At 55.1% G+C, this 16,861-nt stretch carries 16 protein-coding genes and 2 pseudogenes; 8 read left to right on the top strand and 10 right to left on the bottom strand.

Annotated features, from left to right (window positions below; all coding sequences use genetic code 11):
* The first annotated feature begins 95 nt into the window (after nt 1-95).
* A pseudogene (locus FP026_RS24895) lies at nt 96-1,096 on the top strand (IS30 family transposase).
* Nucleotides 1,097-1,337: 241 nt separating this feature from the next.
* Here FP026_RS24895 and FP026_RS24890 read toward each other — a convergent pair.
* Nucleotides 1,338-2,480, bottom strand: a complete 1,143-nt coding sequence (locus FP026_RS24890; RefSeq protein WP_149637261.1) for a hypothetical protein — start codon at nt 2,478-2,480, stop codon at nt 1,338-1,340.
* Between the two features lie 33 nt (nt 2,481-2,513).
* Complete coding sequence (locus FP026_RS30650; RefSeq protein ID WP_246665437.1) at nt 2,514-2,708, bottom strand: diguanylate cyclase domain-containing protein; 195 nt, start codon at nt 2,706-2,708, stop codon at nt 2,514-2,516.
* A gap of 36 nt (nt 2,709-2,744) precedes the next feature.
* Between FP026_RS30650 and FP026_RS24880 the strand changes: the two genes are divergently transcribed.
* The 3 genes and pseudogenes from FP026_RS24880 to FP026_RS30645 form a co-directional block, all read left to right on the top strand.
* Nucleotides 2,745-3,071 (top strand): limonene-1,2-epoxide hydrolase family protein, encoded by a 327-nt coding sequence (locus tag FP026_RS24880; protein WP_348642329.1) that lies wholly within the window; start codon nt 2,745-2,747, stop codon nt 3,069-3,071.
* Nucleotides 3,072-3,212: 141 nt separating this feature from the next.
* On the top strand, nt 3,213-4,097 hold the full coding sequence (locus FP026_RS24875; RefSeq protein ID WP_149637259.1) for a hypothetical protein: 885 nt from the start codon (nt 3,213-3,215) through the stop codon (nt 4,095-4,097).
* A gap of 984 nt (nt 4,098-5,081) precedes the next feature.
* Nucleotides 5,082-5,153, top strand: a pseudogene (locus tag FP026_RS30645) (integrase catalytic region); the annotation flags it as partial.
* A gap of 28 nt (nt 5,154-5,181) precedes the next feature.
* On the opposite strand, the gene FP026_RS24860 reads toward FP026_RS30645, so the two are convergent.
* The 4 genes from FP026_RS24860 to FP026_RS24840 all read right to left on the bottom strand — a co-directional run bounded on the left by FP026_RS24860 (nt 5,182) and on the right by FP026_RS24840 (nt 7,805).
* The gene (locus tag FP026_RS24860) at nt 5,182-5,412 is read right to left on the bottom strand and encodes a hypothetical protein (protein WP_246665434.1); all 231 of its coding nucleotides are present in this window, start codon (nt 5,410-5,412) and stop codon (nt 5,182-5,184) included.
* Nucleotides 5,413-5,747: 335 nt separating this feature from the next.
* Nucleotides 5,748-6,422 carry an RES family NAD+ phosphorylase gene (locus tag FP026_RS24855; RefSeq protein WP_149637257.1) on the bottom strand — a complete coding sequence of 225 codons (675 nt, stop codon included), beginning with the start codon at nt 6,420-6,422 and terminating at the stop codon, nt 5,748-5,750.
* Nucleotides 6,422-7,192, bottom strand: a complete 771-nt coding sequence (locus FP026_RS24850) for a hypothetical protein (protein ID WP_149637256.1) — start codon at nt 7,190-7,192, stop codon at nt 6,422-6,424. Before FP026_RS24850 ends, FP026_RS24855 begins: the two co-directional genes overlap by 1 nt.
* A 292-nt stretch (nt 7,193-7,484) precedes the next feature.
* Entirely contained in the window at nt 7,485-7,805 is a 321-nt protein-coding gene (locus FP026_RS24840; RefSeq protein ID WP_188112676.1) for a hypothetical protein, read from the bottom strand.
* A gap of 284 nt (nt 7,806-8,089) precedes the next feature.
* Here FP026_RS24840 and FP026_RS30980 point away from each other — a divergent pair, with 284 nt between their 5' ends.
* Nucleotides 8,090-8,302: a FitA-like ribbon-helix-helix domain-containing protein gene (locus FP026_RS30980; protein WP_432444150.1), complete on the top strand. Its 213-nt coding sequence runs from the start codon at nt 8,090-8,092 to the stop codon at nt 8,300-8,302.
* A 33-nt stretch (nt 8,303-8,335) separates the two neighbouring features.
* Nucleotides 8,336-9,001 (top strand): type II toxin-antitoxin system VapC family toxin, encoded by a 666-nt coding sequence (locus FP026_RS30640; RefSeq protein WP_246665433.1) that lies wholly within the window; start codon nt 8,336-8,338, stop codon nt 8,999-9,001.
* Here the strand turns inward: FP026_RS30640 and FP026_RS24825 are convergent.
* The 3 genes from FP026_RS24825 to FP026_RS24815 form a co-directional block, all read right to left on the bottom strand.
* A complete protein-coding gene (locus FP026_RS24825; protein ID WP_149637255.1) occupies nt 8,944-9,777 on the bottom strand; it encodes a carbohydrate ABC transporter permease in 834 nt (277 codons plus the stop codon). The two genes, FP026_RS30640 and FP026_RS24825, sit on opposite strands and share 58 nt — an antisense overlap.
* Nucleotides 9,774-10,670 carry a carbohydrate ABC transporter permease gene (locus tag FP026_RS24820; protein WP_149637254.1) on the bottom strand — a complete coding sequence of 299 codons (897 nt, stop codon included), beginning with the start codon at nt 10,668-10,670 and terminating at the stop codon, nt 9,774-9,776. Before FP026_RS24820 ends, FP026_RS24825 begins: the two co-directional genes overlap by 4 nt.
* Nucleotides 10,671-10,799: 129 nt before the next feature.
* Complete coding sequence (locus FP026_RS24815; RefSeq protein WP_149637268.1) at nt 10,800-12,134, bottom strand: extracellular solute-binding protein; 1,335 nt, start codon at nt 12,132-12,134, stop codon at nt 10,800-10,802.
* Nucleotides 12,135-12,370: 236 nt separating this feature from the next.
* On the opposite strand from FP026_RS24815, the gene FP026_RS24810 reads away from it, so the two are divergent.
* Entirely contained in the window at nt 12,371-12,994 is a 624-nt protein-coding gene (locus tag FP026_RS24810) for a GNAT family N-acetyltransferase (protein WP_149637253.1), read from the top strand.
* Nucleotides 12,995-13,020: 26 nt separating this feature from the next.
* On the opposite strand, the gene FP026_RS24805 is transcribed toward FP026_RS24810, so the two are convergent.
* Nucleotides 13,021-14,775 (bottom strand): glycogen debranching protein, encoded by a 1,755-nt coding sequence (locus FP026_RS24805; RefSeq protein ID WP_432444149.1) that lies wholly within the window; start codon nt 14,773-14,775, stop codon nt 13,021-13,023.
* Nucleotides 14,776-15,146: 371 nt separating this feature from the next.
* Between FP026_RS24805 and FP026_RS24800 the strand changes: the two genes are divergently transcribed.
* Complete coding sequence (locus tag FP026_RS24800; protein ID WP_149637251.1) at nt 15,147-16,322, top strand: ROK family transcriptional regulator; 1,176 nt, start codon at nt 15,147-15,149, stop codon at nt 16,320-16,322.
* Nucleotides 16,323-16,861: the final 539 nt, after the last annotated feature.

The raw sequence follows: 16,861 nt of genomic DNA, 5'->3' as shown, positions 1-16,861 counted from the left end.
CCAACTCATCCGCCACATTGTTTGTAGCCGGGTACATTCTATTTCCAAGTGCGACATGCCAATGATTTCAATGGCTTCACTTTGGAGATTTTGGCATGTCCCGATGCTATACGCAGATCACCCTCGCCGATCGTCGACGTCTTTATCATCTCAGAGAGCGAAAGATGCCGATTGGTGAGATCGCCCGCCAACTCGGACGTCATCGCTCGACGATCTATCGTGAGCTCAAGCGCAACACTTTCCACGATCGCGAGTTTCCCGAGTACACCGGCTACTTCGATACGATCGCCGATGATATCGCTAAGGAGCGGCGCCGGAGACTGCGCAAGCTCAGGCGGCATCCAAGTTTGCGCGAGCTGGTCATTGACCGGCTGAAGGCCTACTGGTCACCAGAGCAGATTGCCGGTCGCCTTGCCGAGGATGGCGTCAACCCCGTTCGCATTTGCCCGGAGACCATTTATCGCTTTGTCTACTGCAAGGAGGACTATGGTCTGGGCCTCTATCGGTACCTGCCGGAGGCACGCCGCAAGCGCCGACCTCGAGGCTCTCGCCGACCGCGGGCAACGTCTCCCCGGCCGATTGCAGGATATCCCAAAGACCTGATTTTATTGGCAATCGGACCGAGTTCGGACATTGGGAAGGCGATCTGCTGATCTTCAAGCGGGAGCTTGGGCCGACCAACGTCACCTCACTGGTCGAACGCAAAAGCCGCTATACGGTCATGCTCAAGAACAACAGTCGCCACTCGCGACCGATCATGGATAAGATCGTTCATGCCTTCTCACCATTGCCAGCGTTGGCGCGGCGTAGTTTTACCTTCGATCGCGGCACGGAGTTCAGCGGCTTCAGGGCTTTGGAGGAAGGGATCGGCGCCAGGAGCTGGTTCTGGGACCCCAGCGCGCCGTGGCAGAAAGGTGCTGTCGAGAACGCCAACAAACGCATCCGACGCTTCATGCCTGGTGACACGGATCTTGCCAATGTCACCCAGCAACAGCTGACCGAGTTGGCGCATCATTTGAACTCACAGCCGCGCAAATGCCTCGGATACCGGACCCCCGCCGAAGCCTTTGCTGCCTATTTGCGCGAAAGCGGCTGATCCCCTACCCTGCAATCCGGCATGATGCACTTGGGTTAGGTTCTCCACCGCGTAGAACTCGGGCTCGATGACACCGGATCATCTCTCCGGCAGGCAGCCACTCACTGACCTCGCCACTGAGATCGGCACGACCGGCAAGTGGCATGGTGCGCCCAATAGAAGACAAGAAATCGATTTGATTCTAATGCTTCTGCTTCGATCATTTCCATTCGCGCTTCCAGATCATGTCGCAGCCGAGCAGCTACATCAATGGAACCTCTCGAATGTAAGTCGGGGTCTTGTTCACAAGGTTCGTGTAGCCAGCCGCGCTGTGGGCGCTGGTCGAGGCAGGAGTTGGATGAAGGAACTTCGTGTGGTTGCCTGCTGAAAAGAACGCTTTAGAGGCGGCAGACGACAGTGGGACGCTGTGAGCGCTTGCAGCATCGCCATGATGCGGCACTACGATGGCCGTGTATGACATACCAGCAAGGCTGCTGACGTGGGAATTGGCGTCCTTGACGATCTCGTCGTACACACAGTCGCCAGGGAGCAATCCCAACTCGGTACCATCCTCGAACAGCAGGATCAGACCGTCGTTGTTCGATGTGGGACTAGCCGGAGCCGTTCTCATGATTTGCAACTGCTGTCCTGAATATAAGGGGACGCTGACATGAGGTGCGCTCCAGCGACGTGTTCGAGATTTCACGGTTACATCGAAGAATACCAGGGGCTTCATCCCGTTCGGCACAAAGAACTCTGAAACCCTTGTCTCAATCCTTCCGTCCCAGACCAGCATTCTCCAGTGGTCGCTGTCGGCATGCGACAGGAAGAACTTGCTGGTTCTGGTGTTGAGCAGCGACAGGAGGTCACTGACAAAGCTAGGCAAAAGATAGGCTGGTCGCTTTATCGGGGTCCCGGCACCGGCATCCACCAAATACCCGAAGGAGGAATTGTATACGAGAGAGGCCATGCCTTGGCCGACCTCAAACCCGGACAAAGAATACGGTGCCGCCGCACCCCCTTCGAACTCAACATCCGAGCTTTCTGGGAATTCAGGAAGCTGCGGGCCGCTGACTACCTCGATGTTCAGGATGTTAAAGCGCTCCGGTGGCCCGGCCTGAAAGGCTCTGTAGACCCACGTCTGCCCATTATTATCACCTGTGAGTGTCAGCTTTATCCAGTTCCACTGCAGCTTTTTGCGGCAGAAGCACTCTTCATCATCGCACAGCCCAAGCATCGAAAGGTCGATATCGGCTTCAATGACGTAGGCTTCAACGCCCTTGTCAAAAGCGCTCTCGTTGAAGTCATGCTGGCGGATACCGGTCAAAAGTACGCACTTCGATCCCGCCCCATAGTCTGGGATTGCGGTACCGAGTTCAAGCTTGCAGAATAGCACGAAATCCACGGATACCCCCTCCGAGCATCATGAATTCATAGTTTATTGAGTTTCACGATTTAGTCTATTGCCGCGTGACATGTATTGCGTCCGCGCTTCACCAGAGCACCGCGCTGCGACCTGGTTACGCCCGCCATGCTTTGCCCGATACAATGCGTTGTCTGCCCGGGCCATTACCGCTTCGATATCCTCCGCCCCAATACCGACAACGACGCCGATGCTCGCCGTGACCGCCATGGATTTCTCGCCCCAACAAGCAAAGCAACGATCGATATGGCCAGCCAATCCGATAGTCGCTGGAGCAGCGACTGCGGCGACGAACCCCGGCGTCGTGACCATGAGCCCCGCATGCCCTTCGGTAACGTCCGCAAATTCCATATGGACTTCGGTTTGGGGACCGCATTCACCGTCGACTGGGAGGTGGTCAACATCGCCGTATCGGGAAATGTGGTCCTCAATGAGCGGATCGACGTCTTCAATCACACCAGCGGCGGCAAGATTACGTTGCCCGTGATGGGTACGATCACGGTTGTCGGCGACAAGATTTCGGTCTGGCGCGACTATTTTGACCCGCCGATTTCAACAAGCAGCTGGCACTAATCAAGTTGTAACTCGGCGTAAAATATTCGCAGGTAGACCGGTCGAGGCTTTCCTCGGCCGGTTTTTGATTCAAGCGTTCCGACAAAGCCTACTCATTGCCAGATCACTTCGCTTTCGCGCATATCGTTAAGGTTCTATCTGATGCTTGATTCCGAGTTATTATTTTCTGATTGGCTAACTAGACAGCAGGTTCATTGGGTTGCGATCGACCAATCGCCAAACGCTGCTGCGGACGGTGCTGTACGAGTTCTCAATCAACCAGTGTTGCACAGACCTGACATCCTGGCGCTGACAGGTGGGTTCGGTACGATCGCGGTCGATGTCAAATCCTATGACATCCGCTCAGACAAGGTGGTTCTTGCTGAGGCGGAATTTACTGGCGGAGGCTATGATCCGTTCGCGGCTCAACCCTACGCTGATTACAGTGACGAGGTATCCACCGATATCAATTACGTCAGATTGTTTTGGTCGGACATCGTAGGTCTGGTAAATTTTCAAAAAGCCTCTGCTATCCCTACGTGGATCTGCATTATTCCTGCACATGACAAAGAGGGCGAAACCGCCTTTTTCTATCGCGTAGACGATGTTCTTCAGGCTTTCGCACGCGTCTTCACACCACTGCATGATGATGTCGAGCCAGAAAACTTTAGAATCTTTAAGGGCTGGGGGCCGGTCGAACTCAAAGTCGATCCCACAATCAGCGAGCAAGAATTTGTCTTCGACTTTGTCATCGAGTCTGTTGAACTGGCGGAAGTGCTGCCTTGGAAGGATTGGCGGCTGTATGTGCCACCGAAAATTCTGAACCTTAAGGAGGGGACAACCCTTGCAGACCTATCAGGCATCATACCCGCCCTACCTCGCAAGCACGAAGACCCCACCGTGAGAGCACTCAGCTTCGCCAACGCGATCGGCAACACTTTGAAGATCACAATCCCCCGGCCCGCAACAAGACGAGAAGTCATGAACTTCATCGACGCAAACAAAGCCGAATTTTACCGATCCAGACCAAACAATACGCGTCGTTAAGATTGGACTCTCACTTCATGCAGATCAGGGGTGATTAGCTGTTAAGTCGCAGTGCCTCAGCGAGTTGAATAAATTCAGTGAGGCTCCGCGCACCCAGCTTTTTCATCCCATTTCTATCGGCACGCGACTGGAGGCTGCGACCAAGGACATTGTCGTCGTTGCGTCAGGGTGGGCCACAGTACAGCCCCATCTGACCAGCCCTCCCGATTTCGATGACCGCATTGTCGTCGAGGTGTGTAGTGACGGCCACGCCCGGCCTCCACGTCGAACGCAATTGCAGCACTCGCCCCGGAGCCCGCGTAGTGAAGGCGCTGAACCATTTCCGTGCTGATCAGCGCAGAGCCACGAACAGACGGAGGCAAGAGGGTCGCTTTTCTTTGCGGCGACTGTTGCCACGCCAGGGCTGAAGTGTGCCGGTTGATCAGAAGGCTCGGATTCTTCGTCGTCGACCTGGGATCGCTTGCGGACGGCGAAGCCGTCATGCGGGCGCCTGGAGGGATCCTCTCCCAGGTGGAGTTGGTACAATTCAGCTGATGAACGCACTAATTGCTAAGTGCTCGCACATGTTTCATTGGGTAACAGAAGCCAGAGCGATAGGAGGGGTTGCCCTTCCCTGGCGAGACGGGCATTTTGCCGCTTCTCGGTCGTTCGCCTTTTGGATTGGGGTCAGACGTGAAGCACAAATCAATTGATCTCGCGTCTGAGGTGAAACGGGCGACTTTGCCCGACGGTCTCCATGGGTTTCTGTTCCCTTTGTACGAGGCGGTTTCCAACTCTTTTCACTCCATCGAAGAAAGGTGGGGAGATGAGCTCATCAACCGGGCGAGAGATACAGATCGCGCCGGACACAATGGTTCGTGGCTACGTTTTGGCCGACTGGAACGACAACCTTCAAAGCTACCTTGAGATGGAAGATTTTATGATCACCAACTACGGTGGTCAGATGGCGTACCGGTACTACAAGACCCTCAACCTTACTCTCATATCGACCTGGATGAACGACGCAAGATCGCCCGCTGGCGGATGGCCGGCCTGAGTGTCGGAATCATCGCCAAGATCGGCCCGTGGCCGCTAGACGGCGTCATTACGTGGTGAATTTCACCGCTACACCGCGCTGACGAAAGTAGGCCTGCATGAGTTTCCTCCCAGAACGATTGTTCTGCACCAGCCTAGCAGGGTCGAATACGGCTTCCTTCAACCCTGCCTGCGCAAGGGCTGCCTTAAGGGTCGCGATGTGCAAGTCGATGTCGGCATTGTCGGTCTGAAGAGATTCATAAATGCGGTTGACTGCGTCTGCTACGGTCGGTTCGGTCACTTTCATACTCCTGTTATGGCTTCGCTTGCGCCTACCATATTTCTCGGCGTGACCTTATTGTGGTGAAGTGTGTCGACGTCAATGAGTAACGATGGAGTGAAACGCCGCATTCGCTGTCCGAGCTGGGCAACAGAAGCCGATATCCTTGAGCGCTTGCGGGTTGTTTCAACGTTCCGATCAAATATCGGAGTGACGAAACGCCTGCCATCCTGCGCCTTTTCTTAAATTGAATTCCGCTCTCCCACTCGCCAGTACATCCCGAGATTTCCACACGTCTCATCGTCGACCTGAGGGGCTGTTGCACACTTCTCGTGTTCGGTCGTTAATAATCCGCCCTAAACGTCCTCATACTCAATCGACAGGCTATTCGCCAAGGAACGAATATCCGCGTGGCAGGCAGCCTCTGCCACGGGTCGGCTTGATACTCGGTCAAGAATGCCGGCCGGCACGCGATCGCCGAACAGCACGATCGCAAAGTCGGGGCCAAATTGGGCCGAGCTGTAGTAGATGCCCTGCGCTTTTGAGCAGGTCGCATGGATGCGCTCCGCCCAGGCTCGCGTCGCTGGATATGTGCTTCGCGGCCCGGCCAAGAGGGTGTTCTGGTTGATGCCGATCTTCCGCTGCCCGGCATTGGTGAGGTCCATGAGATTGAGGGCCGCCGTGGTTTTGACGATGCTGTGACCGTAAGCCTTGAAATCAGCTGGAAAGACGATCTGGAAGGTTGGCAACCCTGTCTTCGGATCGATGGGCAACGTATCAGGGCAACGCAGGATGATCTCGCAAGAGGCGCACTCGAATGTCTGCGCCGCGTAGATTGTCGGAATGATAGTTCCACTCACATCGTGAATCGGCGAAAAACGGGCATTGCCTGCAGCCGTGGGATTGAACTGCTCAGCCTTGTACACCGAGGGATGAATGCGGTGCAGTTCGGTGCCCTTGGCGAGCAGGACATAGGCTTCCTTCCCGACCCGCATCATGGACGGATCGGGAATCGTCAGATCGAAGCGCATCAACCATGCTCCACGGGCACGATCTCGCGTTTGAATGCCGCAATCACTTCTGGGTCTTCCGCACCAAGCTTTTCGGCGGGCGCGGTCCCGAAATCGAGATGCGGCCTCGTCAGCCAATGCAGCAGGCGAAAATCGCTCCATGTCTCGGGTTTCAGCGCAATCAATTTTGCCATAGCCGGAAAGAGGCGGCGTCCCTCGACGTCGAACTGGAACAACGGGTAAAAGACACGGCCGTCGATCGTGAAGCGCAGGATTTCTCGCTTTTCCTCCTTGCGCTTCATCGTTGCGGAAGGATTCGTTCCCGACAGGCCAAGCAACTCGCAAGCCTGCGCCTGATCAACCATCGAGGTACTGGCGAGAATCTTTTCCTGCAGCCGAGCGCGGTTGAGCGCAGTTTGCAAATCGGAGTCGTTGCCTTTCGCCAGACTTTCGCGAAGCATGACCCGATAGGCGTCGACCACCTTGTCGATTTCTCGGGAGAAACGGTTGCTGAACACATCGACAAAGGCTGCTTTCATGGCTTCCCGAAGGGCGCCAGACACCTTGTCGCGGATCTGCCTGGTCGGAGCGTCGGATTCGACAATCGCACCCCATTTGTCTACATCGGCTGGATCGGCATCTACCGAAACGTTAACATGAACCGAACCTGCCGTCAGGGTGGATACAACAATGTCGCGAGACGCATAGAGCATGTGCGTGTCATGCGGGTCGGCTCGCGGCCCATGAGGTTTTCGGCGATTGTCCGAGTGGCGCAAAGGTGTCGCAACCATCACAGCGTCCTATTTCTGATACCTGTTTTCCTTGATATAGCAAATATATCGCGACATTGCGAGTCTCATGCCCGAGCATTCTGCGAGAATGTAAGGAGCCGCTTGTGCCAGTGGCCATTCATTTATTGACCAATGCGGAACATTCGGAACGCCATCGGGCTTGCCGAGGCAGAGCGGACGGCGTTTGCGGCCAAAGGCGTCAACGAGCGCGGTTCCGAGTTCCGGCGCGTCCTCGGCGAATTCGATCCTATCGATCCGATAGCGGCGCATGACTTTCTCCTTCCGACGCCGGTCAGAGGGTTTCCCTGGCGGTCGCGACATCCACGATCCGCAGTTCGTTGACTTCTTGCGGTTCGCTGATCGATTGCTCATAGCCGGTGCGGAGATTGGTGAGGGCGCGACAACGCGCCGGCTCGGCCGCTCGGCCGGCATTGATGTCATCATCCACAAGCTCTTCGATCTCGGTGGGGACGGCGCTCCCGGCCTCGAAGAAGAGTTCAAGCCGATTGTCCTCGTCGTCTTCGACTCCGTCGGCGATCGGGATCGGGATCGGGGGCAGCGGTGTGCCCGGAGAGAAGAACAGTTCCGCCGCATTCGCAATCTCGTTTGCCACTTATTCAATGGAGCTCGCAAGCTCAGCAAGGAACGCTGTCCTGATGTGCTGAGCTAGAGCCGCCATGTCCTCATCATCGATAGCAGCGCGCCGTTTTCGACGATAAGCGCGTGATATTGTTACTGCGCTAGGGGAACGCCTTTTGGCAAACGCGCGACGTGGAAATGGAAATGACTGCAGACATCAGACAGCTTGCTTTTCGCCTCCTCCCTCCCCTTCAACTTGGTTTGCTTCAGTCAAATTGCTATTTTTGCTCCCATTGAGATCAATGGAGGCGTGCCGATCTGGAAACTTGCACGTGCGCAAATCTGGATAACGAGCTGATTTCGAAACTGAAGGTTCGCGCGGCCCGCCACGGGCGCTCGGCGGAAGCGGAACGAAGCGGAACATTGCGAAATCCTGCGGCAGGCCGTGGCAAGCGAGGGCGGGCCGAATTTCGAAGAACTCGCGGCCGATTTGCGGAAGCTGACTGCATCCCGCAAGCAGACGCCCTCTGAGGTCCTGTTGCGCGAGAGCCGAGACGAACCCTGATGGAGGCGCTCATCGTCGACGCCAGCATCGCAATCAAGTGGGTCGTGGAAGAGGAAGGAACCGACGACACCGTCGGGCTAAGGTCGCGCTTCCATTTTGCGGCACCTGAGCCTCTCATTCCGGAATGCGCCAATATTCTCTGGAAGAAGGTTCAGCGTGACGAGCTTTTGCGCGAGGAAGCCGCCCTTGCAGCAAGGCTGCTCGAAGGTTCCGGCATCGACCTCCTTTCGATGACAGGATTGCTTGAAGAGGCCACGAACCTTTCCATCGCGCTTGCACATCCGGCGTATGACTGTGCCTACCTTATGGCGGCGCACAGAATCAGATCAAGGTTCGTCACCGCTGATACGCGCCTACTGCGCATCGCTAGGCTCGAGCCTATCTCCGCCTTCTCCTTCCGGTCGACCTTTACGGTTCGAAAGCGCTCGAAGATGCACGCGGCATCACGGGTGGCCTACTGCAGCAGTCCGCGTATTTGTCGCCCTCGCTATCGTTGTCAGCCACCGCGAGCGCAAGCGGCCAGTAGAGAGCAGCCCTTACACGGAGCGCGAGTTTCGATGGTCTCGTTGCGCTCGCGAACAATTTATAAGAAACGTCGCAGCCTGATTTATTTTGTTGCTCCCGCCGTGAGCCCCGTAATTAGCTTTCGCTGGAAAAGCATGTAGGCAAGAATGAGCGGGCCAATGACGATAACAGCGCCTGCTGTCAGCACAGGTGTATTTACCGTGTAGCGCCCTTGGAAAAACAACATGCCGATCGGAAGGGTTCGGTAGTTGTCGTCATTGACAAGAACAAGTGGAATAAGAAACTCGTTCCACGTCCAGATGAACAGGAACAACGCTAGTGTCGACATGGCCGGCATCATCAAAGGCACGATAACCTTTGATAGAATATAGCCTCTTGATGCCCCATCGAGAACTGCCGCCTCTACGATTTCAGATGGCAGCTGCTGCATGGCGCTTGCCATGAACATGGTTGCAAAGGGTAGCGACATGGCAATTTGCGGAAGTATTAGTGCCGCATAGGTGTTGATGAGGCCGACATAGCGCATTTCATAGTAGAGCGGAATGATGAAGGCCTCGGTCGGCACCATCATGCCAATTGTCAAAAGAACGAAAATGGTGCGTCTGAAGGGGAAGCTCAGGAATGCGAAACTGAATCCCGTCAATGTCCCGAGTACGATGCTGACGATGACCACAGGGAAAACGATCAGAACCGAATTCAGGAAATAGACGTTAAAATGGCCCTCGATCCACGCATTTGCGTAGTTCTCGAAATGCGGATAGGCCGGCAATACGAATGCGCCCTGTATAAGATCGGCACGGCTTTTCAGGGAGGTAAGTATCAGGAGAACAAAAGGAATAACCGTCAAGATTGCAAACAGCCAAAGAACGATACGCGAGGGCAACACGGCAGCTATCCCATGAGAATTTCGGCTCACGATGCACTCCCTTCATTTACTGGCCGCACCAGCCGATGAACGGCATAATTGATTGTAAAGACCAAAATCGCACCGATGATGGCGACAGCCGAGGCATAGCCATAACGATTCAATTGGAAGCCAAGCTCGTACATGTAAATATTGGGAACGAGGGTCGCGTTGGCCGGGCCGCCTCTAGTCATCGTAAAGATGAGATCAAAACTCTTGATAGAAGAAATGATGGTGAGAAGAAGCGCGATACGTATTTCCGGCAGCAGGAGGGGCAATGTTATGAAGAAGAAAATCCTGCTTCCTGAGGCTCCGTCGACCCTTGCCGCTTCAAACAGCGAGGGGTCGATCCGCTGGATACCGGAGAGAAACAGGACCATGCAGAAGCCGAAGAAATACCAACTGGCGACCATGCCGACCGCTGGTAGGACAAAGGTGAAATCGCCAAGCCACGGTAAAGCGATCGAACCCAAGCCGATCAGCTTTAGTGCCTGGTTGATAGGGCCGAAAGCGGGATTGTAAAGCCAGTGCCAAATGATGCCGAGGACGGCGGTGGGCATGATATAGGGCAAAAACAGCAGTGTCCGCAGCGCGAACTGCTCTCGCTGCCTGAGTGTCCAGACCAACGCGGCAAGCAACAGGCCGACGACAATCGGGATGACGCAGTAAAACAGCATAAAAAGAGCATTGTTTTTCAATGCGACATAGAAAGTCTCATCCGAAAGCAATTTTGCATAATTGCCAAAGCCAATCCAATTGGGCGCTGTGATCCCGTTCCATTCGGTGAAACTGATACCGATTGCCGTGACAATAGGGCCAAGGACAAGCACAAAATAAACCAGCAAACCAGGCAGAATATAGATGAGATTTCTGCTGGCCTTTGCATCAAGTGGTGAGCGTTTCATGCACCATCTCGGAAATATGCCAGAGGTCGAATCGCGCCGCTCTGGCCGTGATCAGGATAGACGAACCGAAGCTTCCCGCCGCTGCCTCTCAACGGAGCAGCGCGGCGGGATTGCTGTGTGTCCTGGCAATCACTTGCTCTTCATGTAGGCGGCATAATCCGCATCGAGCTTGCCGATCAGTTCTTCAGGCGTTTCCTTGTTCGCAAGCAGCAGAGGCGTGTTTTCATCAAACGTCTTGAGCATGGTTGGACTCGCCCAATCGGGATAATGTCCAAGGGCATTGTTATCGTTCAGCGACTTCCACATTGAGATGCCCTCTTTCAGGAGCGGGGAAGCGTTGACCCCGGCATCTTCCGCAACAGGGGTTGCAGGCAGGTAACCGGCATGGACCCAGGTAACGGACGCTTCCTTGGAGACCATATAGTTGATGTACTCGCCGGCGAGATCCTTCATTTTGTCGCTCTTGGCCAGGCTGGTGATCGCCCACGCAAGGTCGACGCCGCCAACCGAAAGCGGATGCTTGATGCCGGCGGGCGCCGGGATCGGCATGAAATGGATATCGGGATTGTTCTGCATATCGCCGAAATACCAAGTTCCCGAAATCAGAAAGGCGCCTTGGCCGGCGACAAAAAGTTGAACAGCATCATCACCCGAGATGCCCTGATAGCCATCGAAGAAATACCCATTTTTTGCCCAGTTCTGGACAAGCCTGGCCGATTCCAGATTACCCGGCGTATTCCACGTTCCGCCGCGGCCATAGATCAGGTCATCGAGCGCTTTTCGATCGGACGCATCGATATGCGCCTGACTGATTCCGGCCAGCATATGGAGCGCCAGGTGGCCCTTGGCCGTGCCGATTGTGAGCGGTGCAGTCCCTGCCGCCTTAACCTTATCCAAGGCAGCAATGAAATCATCGAAGTTCTTGATCGGCAGCTCGACGCCGGCGGCTTTCAAAACCTTTTCGTTGTAATAGAGGCCTACGATTTCGGCGAGGGACGAGATACCGTAGGTCTCACCGACACCGAACTCGCCCTTGCTCGACCAGCGGTCACGCGCCAAGAGACTATCGGATTGGTTTTTATCCCATCCATATTTCTTGAGGTAGGTATCGACAGGAACGAGAAGGTTTTCCTTCACCATCGCACCCATCGCGCCGGCACCCTGGTTGACCTTGGTCACCACTGGACCATCGCCGGATGAAACCGCAAGCTTGAGCGTAAGATTGAGATCCTGGAAGTCGCGTACGGTGTGGTCAAGCTTAACGTCGGGATGCGCCTTCTGAAAATTGGCGTTGAGTTCGGTCATCACGGCAGCCCGCGATTCCGAATCGTGGTCGTCCCAAACCGTGAGCGTCTCGGCAAAGACAGTTGTCGACATGCCGAACCCCACGACAGTGACGCCCGCCAAAATTCCTGCCTTCTTCAGAATGAATGCTGCATTTATGGAGATGAAATTGCTAAACATTGATTGGTTCCCTCTAGCTGCGTTTTGGCAGTTCCTATCGATTCCCACCGGCTGATCTTACTAAAACGAGCCGAATGTCTTGCATGGTCGGGCCTTTACTGGTCCGACGAATTTCCTTATTCTTTCCAAAAAGTCCGCGGGCTTTTACCCCGAAGATGCAGTTCCTCAACTTTCTCAGCTTTATCGCTGCCTGACGTCAGTTCGCTCCGTACAGCGGCCAGCAAATCGATGATGCCATGCCTCCTAAGATCGACGATTATTTCATCCGTCCGGCCACCGAGGACGATGTTGGCGCCCTCTTCCATATTTGCCTGATGACGGCTGACGCCGGAACCGACGCGAGCGCGCTTTACAGCAATCCGCGCCTTCCCGGTTATGTGTGGGCGGTGCCTTATCTCAAATTCGCTCCGGATTTTGCGTTCGTTCTCGGCAAAGGCGAGCAGGTCATCGGCTATGTTGTTGGTACGCCGGACACCGCCAGTTTTGACGAAGAGCTCGATAGATATTGGTGGCCGCTCGTTCGGCGCGAGATCGCTGGCCTGACACCCAGCGCTGCAAAAGACGCCGATGTTCTTGAGCGAATAGCCAATCCTCATAGCGGGACGTCGGGCCTTGAAGCGACCTACCCCGCGCATCTTCATATCAATATTCTGCCCGAAGCCCAATCGGGCGGATGGGGACGCCTGATGATCGAGACTATGCTCAACAAGCTTTCGGGCCACGGCGTGCCTGGCGTCCATCTTGGTGTCAGCCCCACAAACGAACGCGCCAAGGGCTTCTATCGGCATCTCGGTTTCGAAGAGCTCAACCATAACGATCACCTTGCCTTCGTCATGAAATTGCATAAGCGGGCAGTCTAAACGGAAATCCTGCCCTCATCCGCTCATTATCTATTCTCCGCGTTCGCGGCCTCCAGGCCATATTTGAGGACGACAGCCGCTGGCATTCCGCTCCATCCCTGCAGCAGGGAGCCGCGTCCATATGGTGGCGAGAAATACTCGACCGCACCGGCCCAGCCATTTGCCAAGCAGGCTTCCCACCAGCGTACAAGCGCATAACGCGCTCCACCGAGGCCGTGGCGTATTCTTTCTTCCGCATAGACGCCGTCCCAATAAGGCCAATCCGATCCATTGTGGTAACGGAAGGGAAAAGCGGTCTTCGACCGCACATCACTTGCCCGCTTGAATGGCGGATAGGCGCACAGGACACCCCAATCGCCATAGGGCTGCTTCCTATTGTTTCGAGCCTCCAGAGCCCGTTCCATCGCCATAAGGAGGCCAGCGGCGCGCGTCTTCGAAATCGCCCCATAACGGGAGAGCGTCAGACTGTCGAGCACGAGATGATCCTCGACAAATCCGTCAGGGGTGATGAAATCGGCGTAACCATCTCTGCTCGGGACAAAAAGCTTGTCCTCGATTTCGGCACGAGCGGATCGTGCGGTTTCGCTTGCCTTCTCCGCCAACACGGGATCATACCCGGCTCCCAGTTTAGCCACGCCATCCAATGCACCGACGAAAAGGCCGAGATTATAGGAGACGAGACCTTCCCGGTAGACATTGTCTGCCCAGTCCCTGTCGTTTCGAGGCTTCAGCGGCAAAACGCTATCGGGCCCCGCAAGATCCAGATATCGTTCCACGATGGCAGTGACGAGCGGCCAGTGCCGCAGTGCTTCCGCCCTATCCCCCGTGGTGTCCACATAGTCGACGAGAAAGAGGATGAAGAAAAGCGGGCTGTCAAAATGATCGCTCCACCAATCACCCGGACGATTGTGATGCTCCGGAACAGGCTTCCCATAATATTTCTCAGGGTTTCGCTTGCAGTCGAGAACGAAGTTCTGCCAGGCGCGCGATTGCGCCGGTCCGGTCAATATCACGCCGCTCGGCGCCTCTCCGTCTGGCTGGATGCCCTTGGCCAAAAGTCGAATTTCATCGCGTACCGCTTCCGGCGCAAGCTTCAGCAGTATTTGCATCGTCCAGTAGCCATCGCGATAATAGGTGCGAGCCGGCGCGCTGTAAGCCTGACCGGCAGCCAGACCGGCAAACACACCGTTCTCATCCAGCCGAATGCTGGAAAAGGCGGCGTGCGCGCCCTGCATCACCATGCTGCGCATCACGGGATCGGCCTTGGGCGCGAGGTCGCACCGGGCTACATAACTCGCGGCTTCTTCTACGATCGCGTCGTTTGCAAGACTGAATGCAGCTTCAGCCTCCTCTTCAGAGGCGCCGGCAGCAACACGGATATCACCGTTATTGACTTCGACGATTATCGCACCCCAGCCGATCACGACGGTACGGCGATTATTGCGTTTGATGATCTTCGTCCGCGGACTATCCTTGTCAATCTCATGCCACCAAGCACAGCGACGAGCCGGATAAATTCCTTCCAGACGGGCATTGCGGATCAGGAGGACGGGCTTTGACTGGGCGACAAAGATGCCACCCGTTTCGGCAGTGACTCTGTTTGGACCGTAAACATAAGGTCCAGCAAGCTTGGAAAAACGTATGCGTCCCAGACGACCACTTCCCCAAAGTGCGAGATCAAGATACCCGCCGGGATGCGCATCCGCCTGCAGCCGAGGCGCCATGATCGGCAGAATGACCGGATGGCTGGTTGTGATTTCGCCTTGGGACGTGGGGTTCATCATGGCAAATCAAGCGCCTTTCAATGCGCAATGTCGGGGATGGGACAACGCGTGAAATGCAGGCTGCGATATCCAGCACGCTTGCCGGAATGGGGTGCTATGAAGTCCCGACCGAATGCAGGACTATATCTCCTTTCCTTTGACCTCGCTTTCATTACCCCTCCGCAATTTGCTCAGCCATTGGGCACAGTCTACGAATTGGGCATTTAATTTGTCAATGACATGGACAAATTAAATGATTTGGTTTAGCCAAATCACGAAGATTCACTTGAATTTTGCAATATTTCACTCGAAGTTAGGCACAGCCGTAACGCGAGATGATGAATTAGGAAAAGGTCCCGAACTAATTAGAGGTGGAATGCGAGCCAGCAATGAAGCCTAACGCGACCCAGACACCGATAGCGCGAAAAATCTCAACAAATTCCGTTATTCGGACCATACTTGCAAAAGGTCCCATTTCCCGGGCGGATATCGCTAAGCAAACGGGCTTGTCCAAGCAAACGATTTCCGACGTCGTTCGCAATTTGGAGAACAATGGTTGGTTGAAGCCGACCGGATATACCGACGGGCATGTTGGGCGAAACGCAATAACGTATCAGCTCGATGCAAGTGCCGGTTTTGCTGCGTCCATCGATCTTGGCGGGACCAAGGTCGCCGCTATTATCTGCGATCTGGTTGGAAATGTTGTCGCCGAAACCAAAGTGCCAACAAGCTCGCGCGGCGGGCTCCATCTGGTTGATCAATTCCATGCCCTTATACAGGACCTTGCCCGCGACGCCGGCATCGATCTCTCCAAATTGCGCGTCATAGTGCTGGCTACGCCAGGCGTGCTTGATCCTGTCACCGGACATATCAATGTCGCGCCGAACATCCCGGGAGTCGAAACAATTGACTTGCGCCGGCTCTTAAGCGACCGGATGGCAATTCCGGTCATTATTGAAAATGACGTCAATCTTGCCGCGCAAGGAGAACGATGGCGAGGGCACGGCTCTACCTCAGATAATTTTGCCTTCGTAGCAGTCGGGACCGGTATCGGCATGGGCATCATTGCAAATGGTAGCCTCATGCGCGGCGCACGCGGTGCCGCCGGCGAGATCGCCTATCTACCTCTCGGAGGGGAGCCATTTGATCCGAGCGGCTTTACCCTTGGCACTCTTGAAAGCGCCGTGGGTAGTGCGGCAATGATGCGGCGCTATTCTGGATATGGTGGGCAAAGCAAGGCAACGGTGGCGGATCTTTTTTCGGCACTGGTGGCAGGCGAGCCAGCCGCTGTTGCCGTGATCGAGGAAACTTCGCGGTCGATTGCACTTGCCATTGCCGCAATCGGTGCAACGCTCGATCCAGCCCTGGTGATCATGGGTGGCAGCATCGGTGCGCGTCCCGAACTTGTCGAAGCTATTCGCAAATATCTGCCACGTTGCACGCCCTACCCACCCCGTATCGAAATCAGTCAGTTTGGCAATCGGGCGGCTCTGGTCGGCGGCATCGGCATCGCAGTCGAGCACATGCATCGGGAGCTGTTCGGTGTTGACTTGCAAGATTCATGAGATGAGCATCGTGTCGCGGGGACGGACTGCAACAGGAACGTGCCCCCCTGTCCTAAACGTCGGCGTGATATACCAACACTTGGATGAGCTTCTTCATTGTCGAACTATAAATCAACAACCGCTACACTGTTGATGTGCGATGGATCGCCGTCAAATCAGTTGACGTCTCGAAGCAACTTCGCGACGGGTTTCTGCGATGGCGCAGGCGCTTCATGTCTGGCTGAAATCGATGATGTGAGAACAGCAATGATTGCAACAGCTATATAAGTGGCCGTCCCTTTAGGCTTACGGTCAGATACGCAATGCCTTGTCGATTCAAGCGGTCGTGAATGTTCAGACATCTTGGTCCTTTGTTTTGGAAAGTGGGAATTTAAGTCATCAGCGCTCCCTTATGAACCACCAGTTTCGCGGGCCTCCCTTGCAAAAGGCGAATACCAGTCGAAGTTCGACGCATCGAATTTGTCGAAAGCAAAACCTCACGCCAATGATTTCAATGCATGCCCTGGATATTAGTGTTTCGGCTACTGAACACCAGCCAA

Origin of the sequence: Martinezella tropici, assembly GCF_008370325.1 — a bacterium.
GTDB classification, from domain to species: Bacteria; Pseudomonadota; Alphaproteobacteria; order Rhizobiales; family Rhizobiaceae; genus Rhizobium; species Rhizobium tropici_B.
Note: the sequence above shows the minus strand (reverse complement) of the source record. Positions and strands in the feature narration are given on the sequence as shown.